Origin of the sequence: Pleomorphomonas sp. JP5 (assembly GCF_023721815.1) — a bacterium.
Lineage (GTDB): Bacteria > Pseudomonadota > Alphaproteobacteria > Rhizobiales > Pleomorphomonadaceae > Pleomorphomonas.
Map to the genome: position 1 here is coordinate 1246854 of NZ_JAMDLI010000008.1, position 24362 is coordinate 1271215.

21 protein-coding genes and 1 riboswitch are annotated in these 24362 nt (G+C 63.8%); all 21 genes read left to right on the forward strand.

Annotated elements, in window-relative coordinates:
* Positions 1 to 465: 465 nt before the first annotated feature.
* The 21 genes from M4J40_RS16865 (at position 466) to M4J40_RS16965 (ending at position 24314) form a co-directional block, all read left to right on the forward strand.
* The gene (locus M4J40_RS16865) at positions 466 to 1488 is read left to right on the forward strand and encodes a LacI family DNA-binding transcriptional regulator (protein ID WP_251755547.1); all 1023 of its coding nucleotides are present in this window, start codon (positions 466 to 468) and stop codon (positions 1486 to 1488) included.
* A gap of 22 nt (positions 1489 to 1510) precedes the next feature.
* A complete protein-coding gene (locus M4J40_RS16870) occupies positions 1511 to 2509 on the forward strand; it encodes an ABC transporter permease (RefSeq protein WP_251755548.1) in 999 nt (332 codons plus the stop codon).
* Positions 2506 to 4002 (forward strand): sugar ABC transporter ATP-binding protein, encoded by a 1497-nt coding sequence (locus M4J40_RS16875; protein WP_251755549.1) that lies wholly within the window; start codon positions 2506 to 2508, stop codon positions 4000 to 4002. The genes M4J40_RS16870 and M4J40_RS16875 overlap by 4 nt, the downstream gene beginning before the upstream one ends.
* Positions 4003 to 4084: 82 nt before the next feature.
* A complete protein-coding gene (locus M4J40_RS16880) occupies positions 4085 to 5047 on the forward strand; it encodes a sugar ABC transporter substrate-binding protein (RefSeq protein ID WP_251755550.1) in 963 nt (320 codons plus the stop codon).
* 148 nt (positions 5048 to 5195) lie between these two features.
* Positions 5196 to 6140, forward strand: coding sequence for a ribokinase (locus M4J40_RS16885; RefSeq protein WP_251755551.1), 945 nt, complete (start codon positions 5196 to 5198; stop codon positions 6138 to 6140).
* Positions 6137 to 6610, forward strand: a complete 474-nt coding sequence (rbsD, locus tag M4J40_RS16890) for a D-ribose pyranase (RefSeq protein WP_251755552.1) — start codon at positions 6137 to 6139, stop codon at positions 6608 to 6610. The genes M4J40_RS16885 and rbsD overlap by 4 nt, the downstream gene beginning before the upstream one ends.
* Positions 6610 to 7767: a uroporphyrinogen decarboxylase family protein gene (locus tag M4J40_RS16895; protein ID WP_251755553.1), complete on the forward strand. Its 1158-nt coding sequence runs from the start codon at positions 6610 to 6612 to the stop codon at positions 7765 to 7767. Before rbsD ends, M4J40_RS16895 begins: the two co-directional genes overlap by 1 nt.
* A gap of 59 nt (positions 7768 to 7826) precedes the next feature.
* Positions 7827 to 8885, forward strand: a complete 1059-nt coding sequence (locus M4J40_RS16900) for a uroporphyrinogen decarboxylase family protein (protein ID WP_251755554.1) — start codon at positions 7827 to 7829, stop codon at positions 8883 to 8885.
* A gap of 133 nt (positions 8886 to 9018) precedes the next feature.
* The gene (locus M4J40_RS16905) at positions 9019 to 9666 is read left to right on the forward strand and encodes a corrinoid protein (RefSeq protein WP_251755555.1); all 648 of its coding nucleotides are present in this window, start codon (positions 9019 to 9021) and stop codon (positions 9664 to 9666) included.
* Positions 9667 to 9740: 74 nt separating this feature from the next.
* A complete protein-coding gene (locus M4J40_RS16910) occupies positions 9741 to 10622 on the forward strand; it encodes an AraC family transcriptional regulator (RefSeq protein ID WP_251755556.1) in 882 nt (293 codons plus the stop codon).
* Positions 10623 to 10750: 128 nt separating this feature from the next.
* Positions 10751 to 11452: a deoxyribose-phosphate aldolase gene (gene deoC, locus M4J40_RS16915; protein WP_251755557.1), complete on the forward strand. Its 702-nt coding sequence runs from the start codon at positions 10751 to 10753 to the stop codon at positions 11450 to 11452.
* A 58-nt stretch (positions 11453 to 11510) separates the two neighbouring features.
* Complete coding sequence (locus M4J40_RS16920) at positions 11511 to 13193, forward strand: ASKHA domain-containing protein (protein WP_251755558.1); 1683 nt, start codon at positions 11511 to 11513, stop codon at positions 13191 to 13193.
* 12 nt (positions 13194 to 13205) lie between these two features.
* Positions 13206 to 13919, forward strand: coding sequence for a DUF1638 domain-containing protein (locus tag M4J40_RS16925; RefSeq protein WP_251755559.1), 714 nt, complete (start codon positions 13206 to 13208; stop codon positions 13917 to 13919).
* 145 nt (positions 13920 to 14064) lie between these two features.
* Positions 14065 to 14267: riboswitch (cobalamin riboswitch) on the forward strand.
* 284 nt (positions 14268 to 14551) lie between these two features.
* Positions 14552 to 16390 (forward strand): TonB-dependent siderophore receptor, encoded by a 1839-nt coding sequence (locus tag M4J40_RS16930; RefSeq protein ID WP_251755560.1) that lies wholly within the window; start codon positions 14552 to 14554, stop codon positions 16388 to 16390.
* A gap of 13 nt (positions 16391 to 16403) precedes the next feature.
* Positions 16404 to 17318 carry an ABC transporter substrate-binding protein gene (locus M4J40_RS16935; RefSeq protein ID WP_251755561.1) on the forward strand — a complete coding sequence of 305 codons (915 nt, stop codon included), beginning with the start codon at positions 16404 to 16406 and terminating at the stop codon, positions 17316 to 17318.
* Positions 17315 to 18313: an iron ABC transporter permease gene (locus M4J40_RS16940; RefSeq protein ID WP_251755562.1), complete on the forward strand. Its 999-nt coding sequence runs from the start codon at positions 17315 to 17317 to the stop codon at positions 18311 to 18313. The genes M4J40_RS16935 and M4J40_RS16940 overlap by 4 nt, the downstream gene beginning before the upstream one ends.
* Entirely contained in the window at positions 18310 to 19101 is a 792-nt protein-coding gene (locus M4J40_RS16945; RefSeq protein WP_251755563.1) for an ABC transporter ATP-binding protein, read from the forward strand. Before M4J40_RS16940 ends, M4J40_RS16945 begins: the two co-directional genes overlap by 4 nt.
* Positions 19102 to 19827 carry an adenosylcobinamide amidohydrolase gene (locus M4J40_RS16950; RefSeq protein WP_251755564.1) on the forward strand — a complete coding sequence of 242 codons (726 nt, stop codon included), beginning with the start codon at positions 19102 to 19104 and terminating at the stop codon, positions 19825 to 19827.
* Positions 19824 to 20810, forward strand: a complete 987-nt coding sequence (locus M4J40_RS16955) for a TonB family protein (protein ID WP_251755565.1) — start codon at positions 19824 to 19826, stop codon at positions 20808 to 20810. Before M4J40_RS16950 ends, M4J40_RS16955 begins: the two co-directional genes overlap by 4 nt.
* 1000 nt (positions 20811 to 21810) lie before the next feature.
* The gene (locus tag M4J40_RS16960) at positions 21811 to 22833 is read left to right on the forward strand and encodes a substrate-binding domain-containing protein (protein WP_251755566.1); all 1023 of its coding nucleotides are present in this window, start codon (positions 21811 to 21813) and stop codon (positions 22831 to 22833) included.
* A gap of 215 nt (positions 22834 to 23048) precedes the next feature.
* On the forward strand, positions 23049 to 24314 hold the full coding sequence (locus tag M4J40_RS16965; RefSeq protein WP_251755567.1) for a sugar ABC transporter substrate-binding protein: 1266 nt from the start codon (positions 23049 to 23051) through the stop codon (positions 24312 to 24314).
* Positions 24315 to 24362 lie beyond the last annotated feature (48 nt).

Sequence of the window (24362 nt, forward strand, 5' to 3'; positions counted from 1 at the left end):
GTCAAGAATTTATATGTTCTTGACGGGAGAAAGTATTGATGCCAACATTCGGATTAAGAGAGAGTAAACGTTTACGTTGACCCCGCAGGGAAGGAAATGAAGCGGAAGATCAACGGAGACGCGTCGCGCCAGACGGAGGAGCACAGCTTGGGCGCGGCACTCAGTGAGCCAGAAACTACGGAACGACAAGGCGTCGCCTTGTCGAAGGGTTGGGTTTTGCCTTGAACAGATGAGCCAGCGGAGCGGTGTGCCTCCGCGGACTGTCATTGCGCCTCATAGGGACAGGGGTGCTGCATTGGGCCGCCCCACCGCGCCGAACGGCGCGGTGGATTGACCAAAGGGGACCAGCCCCCGTCACGAATACCGCCTAGATGTCCGGAGACTCCCACGACCCCGAGAGGGGGAGAAACCTGACAATCCCAAGAGAGAAAACGTTTACTCGACCATTACGAAAGGGGAGATAACATGGCCGAACCGATCACGATCAAAGACATCGCGAACTTGTGCGGCGTCTCGATCGCAACGGTCTCCCGCGTGGTCAACAACAGCCCCAAGGGTGTGGGCGAGAAAACCGTCGAGCGCATTCGCAAGGTGATCGAGGAGGTCGGCTATCGCCCCAACCGCCTCGCCCAGAGCATGATCACCAAGGTGACCCATACGATCGGCCTGGTCATTCCGGATGTGCGCAACCCGTTCTTCTCGGAGCTGGTGCGCGGCGTCGAGGACGTCTGCAATGAGAACGGGTACAGCTGCTTTCTCTGCAATACGGATGGAAAGCTAGACAAAGAGAACGAGTATATCGACATTCTCCGCGACCGTGTTGTCGATGGTTTGCTGTTCACGACGCAGAACGACAAGGAATTCAATCCGGCTTTCCTTGATTTTCACAAGAACAGGACCCCCCTTTGCTTCATCGAACGCTACGTCGACGAGCTCCCAGAAACGCCCGGCGTATTCTTCGACAACGAAGGCGGCGCGGCCCTGCTCACCCAGTTCGTTCTGGACAAGGGACACCGGCACATCGCCTTCGTTTCCGGACCTCTCAGCACCATGAACGCGCGGATGCGCAAGTCCGGTTTCATGGCGACGATGCAGAACAACGGCGTCGAGGTCGACGACAGACTCGTCGTTGAGGGCAACTACAAGCTCGACAGCGGGTATGCGGCAGTCGACCAACTCCTAGCCCCTGGCAAGCCAAAGTTCACCGCCCTCATCGCCGGCAACGACCTGATGGCGCTCGGCGCATACCAGGCCCTTGTCGAGCGCGGCTACGAGGTGCCGAACGACATCTCCATCGCCGGCTTCGACAACATCACCTATCCGGCGGTCTTCCGGCCCCTGATCACCACCATCGAGATCCCCGGCTACAAGCTCGGATCTTGCGGAACACAGATGCTGATCGCCCAGATGAAGGGACAGCCTCTCGCGGTTACGCGGCAGGTCTTCGCTGCCGCCCTGCGAGATAAGGGAAGCATCATCCAAATATAATATTCTACTGGGAGGTCACACCGTGAGTGTCGAAGCCGAAGTCCACGTTTCCCGTCTGAAAGGCGTGCTCACCTCCAAGAAGGAGGTAGGCATATTTATCGCTTTCGTCGCGATATTTTTGTTCTTCTCCGTCATGTCGCCGTATTTTTTCAATGTTGAGAACCTGATCAACGTCCTGCGTCAGGTTTCCCTTCTTGGCATCATAGCCATGGGAATGTGCCTTGTGATCGTCTGCGGCGAGATCGACCTTTCCGTCGGCTCCATTTACGGAGCCTCGGCGATCCTGACCGCCGTCATGATGATGAACGGCTTCCCTATCTGGCTTGCGTTCGTGTTGGGCATCGCGGCCGGTACGCTTTTCGGCCTGATCAACGGCGTCCTGATCACCTACACCAAGATTCCCGCCCTGATCGTCACCCTCGGCATGATGAACGTCGTGCGCGGCATTTCGCTGATCATCAGCAGCGGCCGTGTCGTCAACATCTCGCCCCGGACGGTCGACGATCCGACCCTGCCCCTGTTCCTGTTCCTCGGCCAGGGCAAGATCGCCGGCATCCCCGTGATGTGCCTGTTCTTCATCGCGACGGCGATCGGCGCCTACTTCCTCTACAGCAAAACCCTGCTCGGCTTCCGCATGAAGGCGGTTGGCGGAAGCGCCAGGGCGGCCCGCGCCAGCGGCATCAACTCCAACATCGTCAAGACGGCCGCCTTCGCCATCGTCGGCTTTCTGTCGGCACTGGCCGGCCTGCTCAACATCGCCTTCCTGGGCAGCGTTCAGGGCACCACCGGACAGGGCATGGAGCTCAACGCCATCGCCGCCGTGATCATCGGAGGAACCTCACTGGCCGGCGGCCAGGGAACGATCATCGGTACGGTCATCGGCGTCCTGATCATGGGTGTGCTCAACAACGGCATCATCCTGCTCGGCATCTCCCCCTTCTGGCAAATGACCATCGTGGGCGCCGTGATCATCCTTGCCGTGGCCCTCGACATCTGGACACGAAAGAGCGGCCGGTCATGAGCAACATCATCGACTTCCGCAACATCACCAAGATTTTCGGAGCAGTCACCGCTCTCGACAATGTCAGCTTCTCCATCCAGGAGGGTTCGATCCACGCCATCGTGGGCGAAAACGGCGCCGGTAAGTCGACGCTGATGCACATTCTCGGCGGCGAGTACACGCCCGACGGTGGCGAGGTCGTCTATCGCGGTCAGCCGGTGCGGCTCGACAGTCCGCATGCCGCTCATGAGATCGGCGTTGCAGTCGTCTACCAGGAGTTCCGTCTCTGCCCCAATCTCACCGTGACCGAGAACCTCTTCCTCGGCCGGGAGAAGGAACTCGGCAACGGCAAGGTCGACTGGCCGCAGATGCAGACGCGAACCGCCGAGATCCTCGCCGGCCTTGGCAGCTCGATCCCGCCTGCGGCCCTGGTGGACGATCTCAGCATCGCCGACCAGCAAATCGTCGAAATCGCCCGGGCGCTCGCTCTCGACGCCGAGGTGATCATCATGGACGAGCCGACCTCGGCACTGACTCTCAAGGAGGCGGAGGAGCTGTTTGTCAACCTCAAGGCACTTCGCGCCCGGGGGGTGACGATCCTCTACATCTCGCATCGGCTCGAGGAGATCTTCCCGCTTTGCGACCGCATCTCGGTGCTGCGCGACGGCAAGTTCGTTGGCGGGTTCGAGATCGCCGACATCGATCAGGCTGGCGTTGTCCGCCTGATCGCCGGCGGCGACCTCGCCGACCTCCATGCATCCGAGGTCCGCGACCATACCAGTCGCCAGAAGGTACTGGAGGTCAACGGCCTCAGCCGGCCCGGATGCTTCTCGGACGTCTCCTTTTCGGTACATGAAGGCGAGATCGTCGGCATCTACGGTCTGCAGGGATCTGGGCGAACGGAGGTGCTCGAAACCATCTTCGGACTGGCGCCCGAGTGGACGGGATCGATTTCCGCCTTCGGCAAACCGATGCACAACCGCAGTCCGAGCGACGCCATTCGCAACGGCATCGCCATGATCCCGGAAAACCGCCGCGACGCCGGCATTTTCCCCGACATGAGCATCATGGACAACGTCAACACCGCCAATGCGGACGACATGAGTGGCTTTGCCGGCGTTCTCCGGAGCCGCTTCATGGCGGACACGACGGAAGACTTCATCCGGAAGCTGAAGATCAAGACCAGCTCTCGCTTCAAGAAGATCAGCCAGCTGTCAGGCGGCAATCAGCAGAAGGTCATCATCGCGCGCTGGCTCGCGTCTCATCCGCGGATCGTCCTCGTCGACGAGCTCACTCGCGGCATCGACGTCAGCGCCAAGTTCGAAATCTACAAAATTCTGAAATCTCTGCGCGAGTCCGGCCTTTCCATCCTGATGGTCTCGTCGGAACTCGCCGAGATCCTCGCCGAAAGCGACCGCATCCTGGTCATGAAGAACGGCGCAATGGTCGCCGACCTTCGCGGCGAGAAGAGAACAAAGGAACAAGTCATCCGCCACGCCCTGTCGGGCCAGTAAACGCAAGGAGACAGTATAGAAAAAATCTCGATCTCAACTGGTACACAAAATACGTTCTGATTTCTTATGGGAGGTTACACGAATGAGGAGTAAGTCTTTCCGCATCGGCATCGGCTCGGTACTTTTTGCCGCTGCCATGGGATCCGCCGCTTTCGCCGGCCCGGACGCCAAGGACATCGACATTACCGTGGTCTATCATGACACCGGTATCGAGTTCGCCCAGGTCATCAAGGCAGGCGCCCTCGCCGCCGGCAAGGAACTCGGCATCAACGTCGAGTTCGTCGGCCCGATCGGCATCAAGGTCGATGAGGAAGTGGCCTTCATCGAGAACGCCATTACCAAGAAGGTCGAAGGCCTGGCGATTTCCAACGTCAACGGCGAAGCCTTGAACCCGGTGATCGACAAGGCCATGGCCGCCAACATCCCGGTCGTGACCTTCAACAGCGAGGCGCCCGGCTCGAAGCGCATTGCCTTCTTCGGTCAGGACCTGATCTCCTCGGGCAAGGCTGCGGCCGAGTCTCTGGTCAAGACCATGGGAACCGATGGATCGGTGCTGATCATCACCGGCGAGGCCGCCGCCTCGTGGTCGCAGGACCGAGAGAATGGTGCTCGTACCGAGCTCGCCAAGTATCCTGGCATCAGCGTCGTCAACACCATCAGCACAGGCTGGGAAGAACAGGCCCAGTACGCCGCCATCGAGAACGCCATCCGGGCCAATCCCGACCTCAAGGGCATCATCTCGCTCGATGCCGCCACGACTCCGGCCACCGGCCGCGCGCTGCAGCGCGCCGAGCGCGCCACCAAGATCCACCACGTCGGTTTCGACCTCATTCCCGAGACGCTCGACAACGTCAAGGCGGGCGTGACCGACGCGGCCCTCAGCCAGAACCCCTACATGCAGGGCTACCTGCCGGTGAAGGCTCTGTTCGACTTCATCACGACAGGTCAGGCGATCGAGAACGTCGACACCGGCATCCTGCAGGTCGACCAGTCCAACATCGACGAATATCTCGAGAAACTGAAGAAGGGCGAACCGATCGGCTGATCGAAATCGCCTCGGAGCCGTCCGCCGAGCCAGAGCCGGACGGCTCCCCCTTCCTCAACGAAAACATCCCTTTCTCAGGTCCCATTTGCCCCCAAGTCCGGCCCATCCGCTCCGGGGGAACGACCATCCATTTTTCAGGATCAAGGACATGGACGGCGGAAAAGCTCGTATTACCGTCATCGGCAGCTACGCGGTCGGCATGACGATCTCGTGTGCCCGCTTCCCCACCGAGGGCGAAACGGTGCCGGGCAGAAACTTCAACATGCTGCACGGCGGCAAGGGATCGAACCAGGCCATCGCCGTTGCCCGCCTGGGAGGCGCGGCTGTGTTCGGTACGGCCGTCGGCACCGACACTTTCGGCGACAAGGCCATCGCCATGCTCAGGGACGAGGGCATCGGCATCGATTTCGTGACCCGCAAGTCCGGTCACTCCACTGGTGTCGGCCTCGTCATGGTTTCCGACAAGGGCAGCAACGAGATCGTCATCGACCTCGGAGCCAACGATGCCCTGTCGGTCGCCGATATCGATGCCATGAGGGACACCATCGCCGCGAGCGATCTCCTTCTGGTGCAGCTCGAGTGCAATCTGGACGCCGTGATGCGCGCGGTCGACCTCGCCGCCCAAAGCAACGTGCCGATCATCCTCAACCCGGCACCGTTCCGCAAGCTTCCGGACGCCACCCTCTCCAAGGTCACCTACCTCACGCCCAACGAGACCGAGGCCGCCGCGCTGCTTGACCTGCCGCAGGACAGCGTCGTCGAAGGCTCCGTTCTGGCCACGCGCCTGTTCGAGCGCTTCGGCACGACCGTCGTCGTCACTCTCGGCGAGAAGGGGGCACACGTCCGCTCGGCCAACCTCGACCGCGCCGTTTCGACCTATCCCGCCAAGTGCATCGACACCACCGGCTCGGGCGACACCTTCAGCGGCGCCCTCGCCGTGGCACTCGGCGAAGGCAAGGACCTCATCACCGCCGTTTCGTTCGCCAACATGGCCGCCAGCATGTCCGTCGAGGTCGAAGGCGTTGTCGAAGGCATTCCACATCGCGCCGACGTCGACGCCCGGCTCGCACAGGCTTCCAGGAGCAGCAAATGAAGAAGAGCAGAATCCTCAACAGCTATCTCAACGCGGCGATCGCCGACCTTGGTCACGGCGACCTGATCGTCATCTCCGATGCCGGATTTCCCATCGGCGACAATGCAAAGCGCGTCGATTTGGCGCTTGAGCAGGACGTGCCGGGCATCGTCGACATCCTCGACCTCATGATGAGCGACTTCATATACGAGGCCTGCTACGTCGCCGAGGAGCAGAAGAACTTCAACCCTCAGCTTTTCGCCAAAGTCAGCGCCCTGTCGACCCGCTGTCCGGTGACCACCGTTCCCCATGAGAAGCTGATCGGCGAGATGCGCAGCAAGCTGAAGTACGTGATCCGCACCGGTGCTTTCGAGCCATGGGGCAACGTCATCCTTCAGTCGGGCATCGACGCTCCCGTCTGGTTCGAGAAGCCCGGCGCGATTGCACCCAGCTACTACGAAGACCGCGTAAATTACAAGGAACCGAAATAATGTCTTCGAGACAGCGCGTTGAAACCGCACTCGCCCACCGGCAGCCGGATCGCACACCCGTCGACTTCCTGGCCGTGCCGGAAATCTGGCACCAGTTGGTCGACCATTTCGGCATCGAGCGGGCGAAGCCCGGCGACGATCAGTTCTTCGACCCGGTATGGGAAGCGGTGCTCGACAAGCTCGACGTCGATTGCCGAGTCATCTCCTTCGATCAGTTCTGCGTACCGCCGGCCAGTGCGTTCGCCCCGAAAGGGCGCCCCGAGGTCTGGAATGTCCAGAGCCGATCGACCCCGGCCCGCATGTGGCGCTGGAAGACCGACGGTTTTGCGACCGACATCTTCGGGCGTGGGTTCCGCGAAGTCGCCAATGCCTCCGGCGTCTATGAGGAAAACATCGCCACGCTCGCCGGGGCCAGCACGCTCGCCGAGATTCAAGCCCACACGTGGCCCGATCCTGACTGGTGGGACTTCAGCTCGGCCAAGTCGGTCGTCGAGGCGCTGAACCGCAACGGCGCCAAGCACATCCGCTTCCGCATGGGCACGGTCTTCGAACTGGCCTGGCAGATGCGCGGCATGGAGAAGTTCCTGATGGAACTCGCCGGCGAGCCGGAGATCCCCGTCTACATGATGGAGCGCATCACCGACATCACCATCGAGGTCACCAAGCGAGCTCTCGACGCCGTCGGCGATGCCGTCGACATGGTCTACTTCTACGACGACCTTGCGGCCAACGTCAGCTTGCTGATGTCGAAGAAAATGTGGCGCACCCATATCCGACCGCTGCATGCCAGGCTGGTCGAAGTGGCCAAGAGCTATGGCAAGAAGGTGATGTATCACACCGATGGCGCCGTCAGGCCGCTGATCCCCGACCTGATCGAAATGGGCGTCGACGTGCTCAACCCGATCCAGCCGGGCGTTACCGGCATGGAGGCGGATGGCCTGAAGCGTGACTTCGGTGACCGGCTGGCCTTCCATGGCGGCGTCGACATCGTCGGCCTCCTGCCCAAGGGCAGCCCCGACGACATCCGCACCGCCGTCAAGGAGCTCACCCGCGTGTTGGGAACCAATGGAGGATACGTGCTGGCAAGTTCGCATCACATCCAGTCCGACACCCCGCTTGCCAACGTTCTGGCGCTCTACGAGATCGCCCTGCGTTGAGCCGCGGTCGGTCCGGGGGACGGGCCCGGACCAGCCGCCGCTACGGAAAGACCGCCATTATGAATCGCAGCTTCTACATAGACCTGGCAAACCGCGGCCTGAAGATGCCGATGGGAACCGACATCGTCCTCAACGAGCACCCCGATCCCGAAGCGATCCGCGTCGATGGCCAAAAGCTCGGCGAGGTGATGATTGAAGCGGCCAGGCGCTATCGCACGCCGCTAGCCTTGCCGCAGATGAATCTCACCCTCGAGAAGGAGGCCCTGCTCGTCTTGATGGGCCTCGACGGCGGCACGGGCGAGTTCCACTTCTCGGCTCCCCCGTCCGCCGAAGTGCTTGCTCGCTTCGAGGCAGGCTTGAAAGGGCGACTCACGCCGGGCTGCGAAGCCAACATCGAGGCAATCGCCCACGTGGCCCGCTCTTCCGATCTCGTGCCGCTCGGAATGTGCATCGGCCCGTTCTCGCTGATGACCAAACTCCTGGCCGACCCGATCATGCCCGTCACGCTCGCCGGCATGGGCAACACCGCCGCCGAGAACGAGGAAGTCGCCTTGATGGAGGCGGCACTCGACGTGTCGACCCGCCTCGTACTCGAAATCATCGACCGCCAGATCAAGGCGGGCGCCAAGATGATCGTCATCGCCGAGCCGGCAACCAACAAGGTGTTCTTCTCGCCCAAGCTGATCCGGCGCGGATCGGACATCTTCGAGCGCTTCGCGCTTGCTCCCAACCGCAAGATCGCCCAGTTGCTGAAGGACAATGGCGTCGAGCTGTTCTTCCACTGCTGTGGGGAGCTGATCGACGAAATGGTGACGGCCTTCGCCTCCCTCGATCCGGCGATCCTCAGCCTCGGCAGCTCGCGCGTCCTGTGGCAGGACGCCGCTCTGGTGCCCAAAACCACCATTCTCTACGGCAACCTGCCCAGCAAGAAGTTCTACTCGCCGACGCTGTTCACGCGCAGCCAGGTCTCGGACAGCTCGCGCGAACTAATCGCCCGCATGCGAGAGATCGGCCACCCGTTCATCCTGGGAACCGAGTGCGACGTGCTTCACGTACCGGGCTGCGAGTGCACCATCCAGAGCAAGCTCGACGCCATCATGGAGGCGGTCGCGGTCTAGAGCATGTTCGGCGAACCCTGGGTCGCCAACATGCCCTATCTCTTTGTTTTTCATGAAACTCCGGACGCAGAATCGGCTCCACTTCTGCTGGAGTTTCTCTCGCGCCCCCGATCACGAAGAAAGAGAACTGTCCATGCAAGATTGGTCCAAACTCTACGATGCCATCGTCGATGGAGACGACAAGACCTCCGCCAAACTGACCAAGGAAGCGATCGAAGCCGGCGAAGACCCGTCAACCCTGATCTCCGAAACCATGGTGCCGGCCATGGCCGAGGTTGGCCGGCTATTCGAAATCGAGGAATACTTCGTCCCCGAGCTTCTGCTGGCCGGGCGCGCGATGAAAGCCGGACTCGAGCTGTTGCGGCCGATCCTCGCCGCCTCGGGCGTCGAGCCGACGGGCCGGATCGTCATCGGCACCGTCAAGGGAGACCTCCACGACATCGGCAAGAACCTTGTGGTGTCGATGATGGAAGGAGCGGGGTTCGAGGTCATCGATCTCGGCATCGACGTACCGCCGGAGACGTTCATCGAAGCGGTTCGCGACAAGAAGCCGCAGATCGTCGGCATGTCGGCCTTGCTCACGGTCACCATGCCGGCCATCAAGACCACCATCGAGGCGATGGTCGCCGCCGGCGTACGAGATGGCGTCAAGATCATGGTTGGCGGCGCTCCCGTGACGGAGGAGTATGCCCGAGAGGTCGGCGCGGATGCTTTTGGCGAGAACGCATCCGTCGCGGCAACCATAGCCAAGCGTCTTTGCGCCGAGGCCAAGGCGGCCTGACGTGGCGCAGCCGGAGGCGCGCGTTCCCCCCCCCAACGCGCCTCCGGCCAGTCTCGCCATAGCGAGGAGAATGGATGAGCAACAACGCGCCCCCGACCGATGGCGGCCCCTCCTCGCGGCCCATGCGCGTTTTCGAGTCGCACTATAGCGGCCTCGACACCTGGTCGAGCCCCTTCAACTATCGCCTGCTTCGGGCGGGCCACATCGCCGCGAGCGCCGACTATCGCATCGAGCGCGAGCGGGCGCCCGGCCACGAGTTCATCTTCTGCCTGGATGGCGCCGGCCATGTCCGGATCGGGGGTGCGATCCACCGCGTCGAGCCGGGGCAGCTCGCCTGGATCCCCGTCCAACGGCCGCATGCCCATTTTGCCGATCCGGTCACGCCTTGGGAAATCCTGTGGCTGCGCATGGATGGCGCCAACCTCAACCGCCTTGAGACGGCGCTCGCGGTCGAAGCCGATCCGATATTCGCCTTCACCGACGCCGCCCCCATCCAGGAGCTGATGCGCGACGCCCTGCGCCAGATCAGCACACACTCGATGCAGGCAGCGGCGGCCACCGAGCGGATCGCGGCCACGTTGCTTGAAAAGCTGACCGAGAGCCGGAGATCCCATCTGCTCGACCCCGTCGAGGCAAGTCACCGCGGCCTGGCTCGCCTCGTGCGCGAAGTGCGCTCGCACTATACGGAGGCCTGGACAGTCGACCGCTTCGCCGAGACATGCCGGGTCAGCAAGTCCCATCTGTTCCGGCTGTTCAAATACGGATTTGGCCAGACGCCGCACAACTGGCTGCGTGGCTACCGCCTCTCCCAGGCCAAGCGGCTTCTGGTCGAGACCGACGAGACCGTCGGCGCAATCGCCCTTGCCGTCGGCTACGACGACCCTCTGCATTTCTCGCGCGATTTCCGAAAGAACGTCGGCGTCTCGCCCCGCCAGTTTCGCGCCCTGGAGCGCTGATCGGAGGCCGTCACGGATACCCGAAACAAATGAGATTCCTATCCATGTTTTTGAGAGAGCCCACCATCCACCGCCATCGGAAACACCGCTAGATTCCTGGGCGAAGGACAAAACAGGAGGTTCATTCCATGATCGATTTCACCGACAAGAAGGCCGTTGCCAAGGCAATCCAGTACACGAACGTCAGCTCGGAGCTGACGCGAGAGGGCATGGCCGCCCATCTCAAGACCTGCGTCGCCTACGGCTTCCAGGCCGCCATGATAGCGCCCTGCTTCGTATCGTTCGCCAAGAGCGTGCTGGCCGGCACCGGCATCAAGATCGCCTCGACGGTCAACTTCCCGACCGCCAACGACACTTTGGAAATGAAGATCGCGGTGCTGCGCCTGCTGGCCAAGGAAGGCGCCGACGAGCTCGACTTCCCCCCCAACCCCGGCCTGCTGCTCGGCGGTCAGGAGAAGGAGTATTTCGAGGAGCTGCGCCAGATGGCCCATGTCGCCCACGAAGAGGGCATGGTCATCAAGTCGATGCTGGAGTTTGGCTACATCACCACCCCCGAGCTGCAGGCCAGGGCCGGACGCTACTCGAGCGAGGCCGGTATCGACTGGGTTAAGCAGTCGAGCGGCTGGGGCAAGGGCGGCTGCGAGGCCATCGTGGAGCACGTCAAGATCCTCAAGGCCAACGTCGAGTTGCCCTGCCGCGTGAAGGTGTCGGGCAAGGTCAACACCCGCGAGAAGATGCAGGCGCTGTTCGAGGCTGGCGCCGAACTGGTGGGCACCAGCTCCGGACCGGCCATCGTCGACGGCGTGGTCGGCAACCCCAACGCCTACTGATCCAGACCTTCGGATATCCCGGGCGATGCGTCTCGTCTCGCATTGCCCGGGAAGCCCGATGGCCAGAGCGGCCAAAGCGGGCGCCGCCGCGAACATCGACGAGATCATGTCCCAACTGCATGCGATTACCTTCCAACCCTCGGGTCTTGCCGCGAGCACTGACGGCAACCAGTCGATTCTGACCATTGCCCGCCATGTGGGGCTGGCCCTCGAGTCGGCATGTGGCGGGCATGGAACCTGTCGATCCTGCGCCGTTCGCATAGAGGGGCGGGGCCTTCCCGCTTCGTCTTCGCAGGAGCATGGATTTACCGACGAGGAGATCGCCGCCGGCTGGCGGCGAGCCTGCAAGACCTTTCCGGCCGGCGACTGCACGGTTCACGTTCCCGAACGGGGCAGCGTCCGTTCCGTCTCGGCTGGCAAGCAAGCGACACTCGACCATGTGCCCATCGAGAGACCGCTTCTTGTGCCGGCCATGGACCGATGCTGGCGGCGCGGCGCAGCGCTCGTCGGCCCCGTGGCAGGACCGGCGCCCCTCGGGCTCGCCGTCGACCTTGGAACCACCAACCTCGCGGCGGCCGTCGTGGACATGACGTCCGGACAGGTGTTGCGAAGTGGTTCGCGGCCCAACCCCCAGACCGTCTTCGGAGGCGACATCATCGGTCGGCTCACCCATGCGCTGGCCGGCGACGAGCAGCGACGTCAACTGCAGGCTTCCGCCGTGAGCGGCATTGCCGCCCTTGCCGACGAACTCACCGATGGCGAAACGACACGGATCGGCGAAGTCGCCGTAGCCGGCAACACCGTCATGCAGCACCTGCTTTTGGGGCTCGCCGTCGATGGTCTCGCCAAAGTGCCGTTCACCCCGACGACCAAGGCGGCGGTCGAGCGACCGGCGGCCGATTTCGGCCTCGCCGTCGCACCGGGCGCTCAACTCTATTGCGCCCCGAGCATTGCCGGCTTCGTTGGCGGCGACCACATCGCCGCCCTGATCGCGGTTCTTGCCAATCCGCCGTCCGGAACCTGGGCGCTGCTCGACATCGGCACCAACACCGAAATATCGCTCCATGCCAACGGCAAGCTGACGAGCGTGTCCTGTGCCTCCGGTCCGGCCTTCGAGGGGGCGGGCCTTTCCTGCGGAATGCGCGCGGCTCCAGGGGCGATCGACTACGTCCACATCGACGACGACCTCCATCTGTCGATCATCGGCGAGCAACCGCCGGTCGGCGTCTGCGGCTCCGGTGCGTTGTCGCTGGTCGCCGCCCTCCGGCGCTCGGGGATCGTCAATGCGCGCGGGCGCCTAGATAAAGATCGATTGCGCGTCCGCGAACAATCCGGAAAGCGTGAGTTCGTTCTGACGGACGAGCGTGCCGATCCCCCCCTCGCCTTCACGCAGACCGACATCCGCGCCATCCAGCTCGCCAAGGGAGCCATCCGCACCGGCCTCGACCTCCTGCTGAGGGAAGCCGGGCTGTCCAGCCAGGATATCGACCACATTCTTGTCGCCGGCGCCTTCGGGAACTTCATCGATATCGACGACGCGATCACCGTCGGTCTTCTGCCCGACGTGCCCCGCAAATCAGTCGAGCAGATCGGCAATGTCGCCGGTACCGGGGCCTGCCGGCTCGTCGCTTGCGGCGGCGCACGGAGCCAAGCGGTTCGACTTGCGACGGAAGTCCGCTACCTCGAACTCGCCGTGCAGCCTGATTTCGATACCGTCTTCGCCTCGAACTGCCTGATGTGACGGATCATCGCCATGACACCCAAAGTCATCGCCTGCCAGGTCATGCTGAACGAGCTCCGAGCGCTGATGCCGGCCGACTGGGCGTTCGAAAGCCTGGAGATCGGCTTGCACAACCGCCCTCGCCGCCTGCACGAGGCCCTTCAGGCGGCCATCGAGGCAGCCGACGGCAGCTATGACCCGATCTATCTTGGCTACGGTCTTTGCGCACAGGCAACCGTGGGCCTGTCGACACGGCAATCGCGGCTCGTCCTCTTGCGCACGGATGACTGCATCGGCGCGTTTCTTGGCTCACGCCAGGCTCGCAACGACCTTCTTGAGAGCGACCCGGGCAGCTACTTCCTGACACGCGGCTACATCGGCGATGGCACCGGCTCGGTGTTCGACGACTATCCGCGCCTCGAAAAGCGCTTCGGCCAAGAACGAGCGGCGGCGGTCATGCAAGAGATGCTCGGCCACTACCGAAGGCTCGTCTATATCACCGTGCCCGGAGTGGAGCCGCTTGAAAGCGATCGTCGCTACGCTCGCACTCACGCGGCAAATTTCGGCCTGGAATACGTGGAGATGGAGGGCAGCCTCGCTCTTCTGAAACAGATGGCGGACGGCGACTGGAGCGGCGATGTCCTGATGGTTCCGCCGGGAGAGCGGATCACGCTCGACATGATGATGGCGAGCCAACCGGCAAGGTGTGAACATCATGCCGGTTGCAGGGGCGCAACCGAGCCATGAGCCTGCGACTCGCCTTATAGTGTAAGGCCGCCCGCTCGGCTTTGAGCAGGCAACGACCGACAAGGAGGACTACGAGACCGCTGGCTCTTCATGGACTGGGCCAGCCAGTGAACGGGGCGACTGAGGTCTTCAGTGTGCCCGCATGCTACCCAAGGTTTGAAGCGGTCCGTCGCGAGACGGGCAAAGGGAACAGCGGTGAGATCCCAGAGTGGATCGAGTCCGCGGCTACCCCCGTAACTGTGAACGACGAGTCGTTCCCATGAAGCCACTGGCGGCGCTGCCACCGGGAAGGCGGGATACGACGATGACTCGTGAGCCAGGAGACCTGCCGCTTCTGTCACTCCTGATCCCGATACGTGGGGTATTGGGTCACGGGTTTCCGCGTGAGTGATGACGACAACGCCGTTCGCGACGCGGGACCGACCGATGGCCTTTACCTGCCGATCATCAGCCCGCGAGCCGACGGCTCCGAAACCACCGCCCTTGCGCGATCCGCGAGGGAGCGGTGCGACACTTGACGGCGGAGGTATGGGCGCGTGACGAATACGAGTACAAGAAAGCGATTTGGAAACGGTAATTTACAGCTATTTCTGGCTTGTCGTGCGGCACCCCTTGCCGCGTTGGCCGCAGCGTTGTCCTGGCAGGGCGCACTGGCCGACGAGACCGGCGCGCATGACCTCGGCAAAGTGGTCTTCTCGGCGAACCGGACCCCGACCGAGGAAGCCGCGGTCGGATCGGCCGTGACGGTCATCGGCCGCAAGGAGATCGAACGGAGCGGCGAGACAACGGTCCTGGACCTGCTCGCGCGAGTTCCCGGTCTGGGGTTTTCGCAGGCGGGGCCGGCAGGCTCGACGACGACGATGCAGATGCGCGGCCTCGGCGCCCGCTATGTTCTGGTCCGCGTCGATGGCATCGACATCTCCGATCCGACCCAGCCCCAGGCAGGGCCGAGCATCGAGAATCTTCTGCTCGGGGACGTCGAGCGGATCGAGGTTCTGCGCGGCTCCCAGTCTGCCCTTTATGGCGGAACGGCGGTCGCCGGCGTGATCGACATCACCACCCGGACAGCCGATGAAAAGGGCGTGCACCATACCGTGAATGTCGGCGGCGGATCCTACGGGACCAAGTCGGTTCGCTACGGCGTTTCGGCCGCGACCGACGCACTCGAAATGGGCGCTTCGTTCCAGCGCTTTCAAACGGCCGGCTTTTCGTCCGCCGATCGCGACAATGGCAATACCGAAGCCGACGGCTACGGCAACAGCACCGCCTCCGCCAACGCCAGCTATCAGGCCAACGAGGACCTGCGCCTGTTCGCGGCCGCCCGCTACACCTACCGGCGCAGCAACTATGACGACTTTTCCTACGACTGGATGACCGGGTTCGGTCGCCCCGTCGATGAGACCGGTGCGCTGCGGTTTCACACCATCGGACGCGAGGTCGGGGCCAGGATCGGGGCCGATTTCAACCTGTTCGACGGCAAGCTCAAGAACACGATCGCGGTGCAGCATTACGACCTCACGCGTGAGGTCTACGATTCCACCCCGGGGCGCTACGAGGGGCGCCGGACGAAGGTCGAGTATCTTGGCAATCTCACTCTGACCGAGGCGATCGGCCTTTCCGCCGGCATCGACTACACGACGGAAGACGCCAAGACGACCGGAGGCGGCGACGACGGCATGAACAACGCCGGCATGTTCGTGCAGGCTTCGTGGAAGCCGATAACCGATGTCACGCTGACCGCCGCCTTGCGCGACGATCACCACTCGGACTGGGGCGATCATCTCACCGGGCGCGTCACCGCCGCCTGGGAGGCCACCCAGTCGACCAAGCTGAGGACGAGCTGGGGAACGGGCTTCCGCCCGCCGTCGCTTTACGAGCTTCACGCCCCGACCTACGGCAACGCCAACCTGAAGCCCGAGGAAAGCCGCAGCTTCGACTTCGGCATCGATCAGCAGGTGTGGGACAATCGCGCCCGCCTGTCCCTGACCTACTTCGACATCGATACCGACAATCTCATCGGTTACGACACCTCGACCTGGGCCTACACCCAGACCGAGGGCACTTCGAAAAGCCGGGGCATCGAGTTCTCCGGTCGACTGAAGCTGCTCGACAACCTGACGCTGGACGCCGGTTACACCTTCACCGAGGCGGTCGACGCCACCGACAGCAGGTTGAAGCGGGTTCCGAGACACAAGGTAACCACCGGCGCGACGCTCAAGGCGACCGACCGCACGACGCTGACGTTGCGCGGCACATGGGTGGGCGACAGCATCGACACCGACTATTCGGTCGGCCAGATCCGCCAGTTGCCCAACTACTTCCTGCTCGACGCCGGCCTGACCTGGGAGTGGACCGACAACGTGTCCATCTCGTTCACAGGCAAGAATCTGCTCGACGAGCACTACCAGACGATATGGGGCTATGGCACTGCAGGCCGCGCGGTCTATGCCGAGCTGAAGGCGCGCTATTGAGAAAGACGTCGCAATGAACGAACCCACGACGAGCGGGCAGTCAGCGAAGCGGCGACGGCGGCGTTTTGTCGCATGCGCCGCTCTGGGCACTCTCGTCGTGGCGTTGACGGGACCCGGACAGGCGGCGGACGGCACGCCCGTCCGGGTCGTGTCCATCAACCTTTGCACCGATCAGCAGGCCATGGCGATCGCCGGCCCCGGCCAGCTCGCGTCGGTATCGCGCCTCGCGCGCGACCCGGCCTTGTCCAACATGGCGGACACGGCGGCTGCCCTGCCGGCCAACGACGGACGTGCCGAGGAAGTCGTGTCTCTGGGCCCCGATCTTGTTCTGGCCGGGAGTTTCACATCGAGAGCAACCGTCGGGATGCTGCGCCGGCTCGGGGTGCGGGTGGAGGAATTCGCGCCCGCCAACTCTTTTGACGACATCCGCGAGAACCTGGCGCGAATGGGCCAGCTCCTGGGGCGGACGGAACGGGCGGACGAACTCGTTCGCGAGTTCGACGCCCGTCTTGCCGTCCTTGAGAGCGACAAGAGCGAGACCACTCAAAAGCCGGTCGCCGTCGTCTATCATATCGGCAACGGCACCGATGGCCGAGGAACCCTGGCCGACGAGATTCTGACGGCCGCCGGTTGGGACAACCTTGCCGCCAGATTGGGGCTCGGTTCCTATGGCGCCCTGCCGCTCGAGACCCTCGTGACCGGCAAGCCGGACCTCGTGTTGGTCGGCGGGGCCGAGGCAAGCTGGTCGACGGAGGCGCTTCCGAATGCTCGGCATCCCGCCATCATGGCGGCAACCGACAACGGCACCCGCCTGATGGTGCTGCCCGACCGCTCGACCGTCTGCGGGACGCCATTCGTCGTCGACGCCGTGGCGCGTCTCGTCGACGAACGTCATCGGCAAGCAACCCATCGGAGACCCGTGCCATGAGACGCCTGCCATTCCCGGCACTCGTCGCGCTGCTCGCCATTCTGACGGCGGTCCTGTTCGCGAGCTCGCTGCTGGTCGGTCCATCGGACATCGGCCTTGGCGACGCATTCGCCGCCCTGTTCGGCAACGAGGGCGTCACGACCATGGTCATGCGTGAAATCCGTCTTCCGCGCGCCATCCTCGGCGTCTGTGTCGGCGCGACGCTCGGCCTGTCCGGCGCGGTGCTGCAGGGGTGGCTGCGCAATCCGCTGGCGGATGCGGGCGTTCTCGGTATCGGATCCAGCGCAGCGCTCGGAGCCGTGATCGCCATCGTCAGCGGCCTCGCCTATGCATCGCCGCTGGCGCTGCCTGTGTCGGCCCTCGCCGGAGCCGGGCTCGCCGCCATACTGGTTTTCGCCCTGGCCGGACAGGGCGAAGGCGGCAACAGCCTGATCTTGGCCGGCGTCGCCGTGGCCAGCCTGACGTCGGCGCTTACCGCACTGACGCTCAACTTGTCGGCCAACCCGTTTGCCACGCTGGAGATCGTGTTCTGGAGCATGGGGTCGCTGGGCGACCGTTCCCTCGACCACGTCTATCTCGCCCTTCCCTTCATGGCGGTCGGCTGGCTGCTGCTCGCCAGCGTCGGCCGCTCGCTCGACGCCATGACCCTCGGCGCCGAGACCGCATCGAGCCTCGGCGTGCGCCTAGCGTGGGTTCGCGCCGTCATTCTGTTCGCGACGGCCGCCGCCGTCGGTGGAGCGACGGCCGTCACCGGGGTCGTCGGCTTCGTCGGTCTTGTGGTGCCGCATGTGTTGCGGCCGCTGGTGGGCTCCCGGCCAAGCCGCCTGATGGTTGCCAGCGCACTCGGCGGAGCAACGCTTCTGACCATGGCGGACCTGGCTGTTCGCCTGGTACTGCCCAGCCGGGACCTGAAACTCGGAGTCGTGACGGCCATCGTCGGCGCGCCTTTCTTCTTCCGCCTCATCCTCCACGAACGCCGGAGATCGATGCGATGAAACTGAGCGCGCATGATCTTGCCGTCCGGGTCGCAAACCGGACGATCCTGCAAACGATCGACCTGACGCTCGAACCCGGCGAGTTCGTCGGGCTGATCGGTCCGAACGGAGCGGGCAAGTCGACCTTGCTGCGAGCGCTGGCAGGGGCCTTGCCGTACCGCGGCGAGCTGACCCTCGACGGTCGCCCGCTGGCCGGATATTCCGCCCGCGAGAGAGCACGCCGGATAGGCTATCTCGGGCAGGATCGGCATGTTGCCTGGCCGCTGACCGTCGCCGACGTCATCGGCCTTGGTCGGATACCCTACCGTGCGCCGCTTTCCCGTGAAAGCGACGCCGACCGTCAGGCGGTTGCCCGGGCGCTCCGCATGACGCATCTGGAGGACTTGGCCAGCCGGCAGTCCGACAGGCTCTCCGGCGGCGAAGTCGCCCGCATGCTGCTCGCCCGGCTCATTGCCCAGGAGACACCCATCCTGCTGGCCGACGAGCCGATCGCCGGGCTCGACCCCGCCCACCAGTTGGCAACCATGCAGATCTTCGCCGATATGGCGCGAGCGGGACATACAGTCCTGGCCTCCCTCCACGATCTCACCCTGGCCGGGCGCTGGTGCGATCGACTCATTTTACTGGAACGCGGCCGGATCGTGGTCCAGGGCTCCCCCAGGGCGGTGTTGACGCCCGAGCGGATCGCCGAAACCTACGACGTGGAGGCGCGGTTCGACAGTGACGCCGACGGATTGATCGTCGTGCCATTGCGTCTCATCGGGCAACATCGCCGGGAGGTGAGGTAGATGGACCCGACCGGCTTGCCTTTCGTCATCGACCTTCGTCGTCCGATCCTTGCCTTGCGATTTGCTGAACCGCGACGCATGCTCAGTTGGTCGATTTCCCGGCCGGGTCTGACGGTTGCCAAGACTGTCGCCTGGCTCGAAGTCAACGACTCCGACCTGCCAATCGGGCGCGACCCCGTCGCCGTTCTTGAGGACGCCTTTGCCAGGGAAGGCCTCACCGATACGGTCGGTCTCATGACGGCCTGCGATGTCAGCGCCTACGAGATCTGCCGCACGACAGTCGAAGGCATCGAAGCGATCGCCATCACGACCGTCGGGCTTGGCAATGGTGAGTTCGTCGGGCGGCGACGCTTTGCCGTCAGCGCCGAGGAAGCGCCAGCTCCCGGCACGGTCAACACCTTCGTCCACGTGTCCCAGCCTCTCAGCGACGGCGCCTTGGTCGAGACAATCGCCATCGCCGCACAGGCCCGCACCGTCGCCATTCTGCGGACGACCGAGAGCATCGGACGCGAAGTCGTCACCGGCACCGGCTCCGACTGTATCGTGGTCGCGGCTCCTCTCGGTGGAACGGCTTGCTATTCCGGCTTGCATACCGCCATTGGCGAGGCTGTCGGAGCGTCCGTGATGGAGGCGACGAGGGCAGGCACGGCTCGCTGGATCGGCCAATCCGCGCGATGGACAGTGTCCGAGGTCGACGCCAACCAACCACCTGGCATCGAGCCATGAGCGACAGCGACGTCTGCCTCTCCCGATTCTCCGAGACCACGCCGCTGGCGGCAAATCCCTGGTGTTTCGCCACAGCGGTCTCGCTTGGCCTGCATGCCGCCGTCTTCATGTGGATCGGCAGTGGACCCAAGCCGATCGACATCGGACTGGAGGCGAAGGTGGACGTCGTTAACGTGGAGTTCGTGCTACCCAGCGAGTCCAGTGCCGTTTCGCCCTCGGCCACCGGCAGCCTCGCGACAACCGCCCCTCAACAGGTGACAACGGCGCCGCCTCCTCAGCCCGCCACCGAGCAGACGCCCAGCAACGATCCGCAGCCGAAGCCGGTGACGGTCACCACCCCTCCAGAGACAACGCCCGTTGTCATCGAAAAGCCACCCCCCGCCTTGGTGCGGGACCACGTGGATGCCGAGGCCCCAGCCCCCCGAGAGCGCCCTCAGCCGCCCCTCGAAACCAAGAGTGAGCTTCGACCAGTCGAGGCGAGCGCTCCACACATAGAGCCCTCTCCCGCCGAAGCGAAGAGCACCGACCATCCCGCCCCCATACCGAAGCCGGTTGCCTCGCAACCCAAGCGTCCACCGGTCGAGCATCAGGCGGAGGATCGCAAGCCGCCCCCCGCCCACCAACCCAAGTCCGGTGCCGTCGCGAAAGCGGGCCAAGCCGGATCGGCCAAGCTCGCCGAACAAGGAGCGGTGGCAGCGCCAACCGGAAAGAACGAGCCCCTGGCGCTCTACCTTGCTTCGATACGCGCCAAAATCGCGGCGCAGCAGTCCGGCAGGCCGAGCGCGGAGCGCGGCCGGGTGGAGGTTCGCTTCAGCGTCGCCGCCGACGGCCGGCTTGGCAGTGTGGTTGTCGAAAGAAGCGACGACGAGTCACTCGAAGACGAAGCCCTGAAGATCGTCCGCCGCTCCTCGCCGGTCGCTCCGATCCCACCGTCCACTGGGAAGACGTCTTTGACGATGTCGATCGTCATGGAGTTCAAATGACGTCGCATCGACCTGCACGGCAACAGGTTCTCGGCTCAAGACGGGCTACTGCATGACCTCGGGATTCGAGGAGTCAGGGGCTACCTTGAGGCCGCCGCTCGTACGCACTCGGCACACCAGGGCGCCACAGTCGCTTGCCGGGGCGACCTTTGCCGTCGGCCAGCTCCGCTGCCGTTGCCCGTGTCCATGAGAAAGCCTCGGCGACGACTTACCAGACGCCGTCGCGGATCCGGGCAATGCTCCGGCAGAGACCGGTCGCTCCCGCCGCCAGTGTTTCAGGCTGAGTCTGCACGTCAAGGACTGCGGCATCCCGGCAATCAAGCGAAGCGACGGGACATGCAAGTCGCCTTGACTGGCGCATATGGGACAAGCTGGCACACGCGACCTGGCCGAGCCGTCCAACCGCCCATCAAGGAACCACGATTGCCCCAATCCGGAAATGGATAGTCCCAAAGCCCGGTCCGGATCCTCGCCAGGAATGACACCGTCGTCGGTTTGATCCAAATCCGCCGCCGCTTCGCCGACAGGCACTGAGACTGAGCGGACAACATGAAGCCCGACAGGCGTCGTCACCGATGCCGATGGCGGTGATGACAGCCGATATCGAGGCAGCCGACGCCCATGTCCCGCACGCGCCAATTTCTTCGACAAAGGTCTTAGCGCTGACGGAACGCGCCAAAGCGGTTGTCCTGCAAAATGTCCCACACCCAATCCCCTCGGATATCTGGCAGCCATCCAGCCGGATCGATCGCCAAGCGGATAGTCCCAGTTGGCGGGGGCGACAGGAGCTCGCCACGGAGTTCTCCAACATCGTCCATCTCAGAACCGCGCATGGGGCGCCCTTGGCGGCATGTCTCATGGAGACATTCTCCATGTCAAAAAAGTTAATTACGAGACATATCCTGTCCCAGCGCCTGACCGCGATTGGTTGACAAGCCCCGGACGACCGTCAATCCTTGCCCAAGAACCGAGCTCGAAAAGAGGCCCGGAGGGTGGATAAGTGGTCACGCTGAGAGACATTGCGAATGAGGTGGGCGTCTCCGCCAAGACCGTGTCGCGCGTGGTCAACCACGACCCGGCGGTCAGCGATGCCACGCGTGACGCCGTCATGGCGGTGGTCCGCCGCCGCCGCTACCTGCCCGAGAACGCCGCCAAGGCGATGCGAACGGAGGTGGCGCCAGCCGTCGGCTTCATCGCCGATCGCATCACCACGACTCCCTTTTCGGTCGACATCATCCGTGGCGCCCAGGCCGCCCTGAAAGCCCAATCCCGCAGCATGGTGATCATCGATCACGAAGGCGACCGCGAGACCGAAGAAGCATCCTGGCAGATGTTCCGGTCCTACAACGTGTCCGGCGTCATTTATGCCACGATGTTTCATCGCCCGGTCGAGTTCGACCAGCCGGCGTTCTTCCGCAACATCGTGCTGGCCAACTGCTACTCGATGAAGCGCAACCACCCCTCGGTCCTGCCGGACGACGAAGGCGGAGGCTATCGTCAGGCCAGACACTTGATCGAACTCGGCCACCGGCGCATCGGCGTCATCACTCTGAACCCGGCCATCCGGGCGACCGTCCTGCGCGGTGGTGGCTATCGCAGCGCCTTCGCCGAGGCGGGACTCTCGTTCGATACCTCGCTGGAAGTCCCCGGTTCGCGGGGGCCGGTCGGCAACGACCACATGATCGCCACCGAAGTGGCCACGGCGATGTTGTCGCAGAAGGACCGGCCAACGGCCATCATCTGCGGCAACGACCAGACCGCCGTGCAAGTCTACGCGGCCGCGGCCAACCTCGGCCTTTCGATTCCCGACGACCTCTCCGTCATTGGCTTCGACGACATGCAGGTCATCTCGACGACGCTACGCCCGATGCTGACATCGGTGGCGCTTCCGTATTTCGACATCGGTCGGATCGCCGCCGAGGTGATGGCCATGCTTGGCGAGGAAACCGAAGGGCCGATGGCCCGGCAGATCCTCGTCCCCTGTCCGCTCGTAGAGCGGAAGTCCTGCCGCCCCCTGGTCTAGGGACGGCAGCAAAGGTTCGGCTCGCAGGGAGCGAGACGAACACCGAGATCGCCGCCGGGAGTGTCTTTCACGGCGACGATCCCTTGAAACGACATCTGACTTACCAGCCCCGGCAGCGCTGCGCCGCCGGGATCGGTTGACTGTTGCCTTGAAGAACGAGGCTGGCCGCACAGCAAGAGCTGTTCCCGGCCTGCCGACCAAGCGGAGGAAAAACTATGGGACGGTTCGCAAAACTGACTGGTGTTCTAGCCTTGACGACGGCTCTCGCCGGACCGGCATTGGCCGCCACCGAGCTGTCGATGTGGTATCATGGCGCGGGCGGCGATAGCGCCGAGCGCGATACTTTTGCCCGCATCATCAAGGAGTTCAACGAATCCCAGAGCAATTGGGAAGTGAAGCTGCAGGCCTTCCCCCAGATCGCCTACAACGACGCCATCACCGCCGCCGCCGTTGCCGGCAAGCTGCCCGACATCATCGACGTCGATGGTCCGATCATGCCGAACTGGGCCTGGTCGAAGTACATGCAGCCGCTGCCCATTCCCGAAGAGAAGTTCGCCAAGTTCCTGCCCGGCACGCTCGGCCACTGGGATGGCAAGCTCTATTCGGTCGGCCTGTGGGACGCCGCCGTCGCCATGTATGCCCGCAAGTCGGTGCTCGAGGAGAACGGCATCCGCATCCCGACGCTGGACAAGCCCTGGACGCTGGAGGAGTTCGACGCGGCGCTGGTCAAGCTCAAGGACAGCGGCAAGTTCGACTATCCGCTCGACCTCGCCATGAACGACAAGGGCGAGTGGTACCCCTATGCCTTCAGCCCGTTCCTGCAGTCCTTCGGCGGCGATATCGTCGACCGGTCGACCTACAAGACCGCCGAGGGCGCCCTCAACGGTGAGGCTGCAGTGAAGTTCGGCAACTGGTGGCAGAGCCTGTTCGAGCGCAAGCTGGCGCCGGGAACCTCTCAGGACACCGGTGACCACGACACCGGATTCCTCGAAGGCAAGTACGCTTTGCAGTGGAACGGCAACTGGGCAGCGCTGAAGCCGCTCGACAAGTTCGGCGACGACATGCTGTTCCTGCCCGCCCCGGACTTCGGCCACGGCCCGAAGATCGGCGCTGCCTCCTGGCAGCTCGGCATCTCCGCCGCCAGCAAGCACGCCGACGGCGCCGCCAAGTTCATCGAGTTCGCGACGCAGGACAAGTATCTCGCCGCCTTCTCCAACGCGATCGGCCTCATCCCGGCGACCGCCGAGGCGGCACAGATGACCGAGAACTACAAGGACGGCGGCAAGCTTGCCGTGTTCTACGACCTCTCGGCCAAGCAGGCGCTCGTCCGCCCGGTGACGCCGGGCTACGTCTTCGCGGCCAAGGAGTTCCGCAAGGCGCTGAGCGATATCGCCGACGGCGCCGACGTGCAGGACACCCTTGATGCGGCGGCGGACGCCATCACCGCCGACATCGAGAAGAACAGCGGCTACGGCCACTGACAAAAGGCCGGGGCCGGCACATGCCGGCTCCGGCTCCCCCGTTGTCCG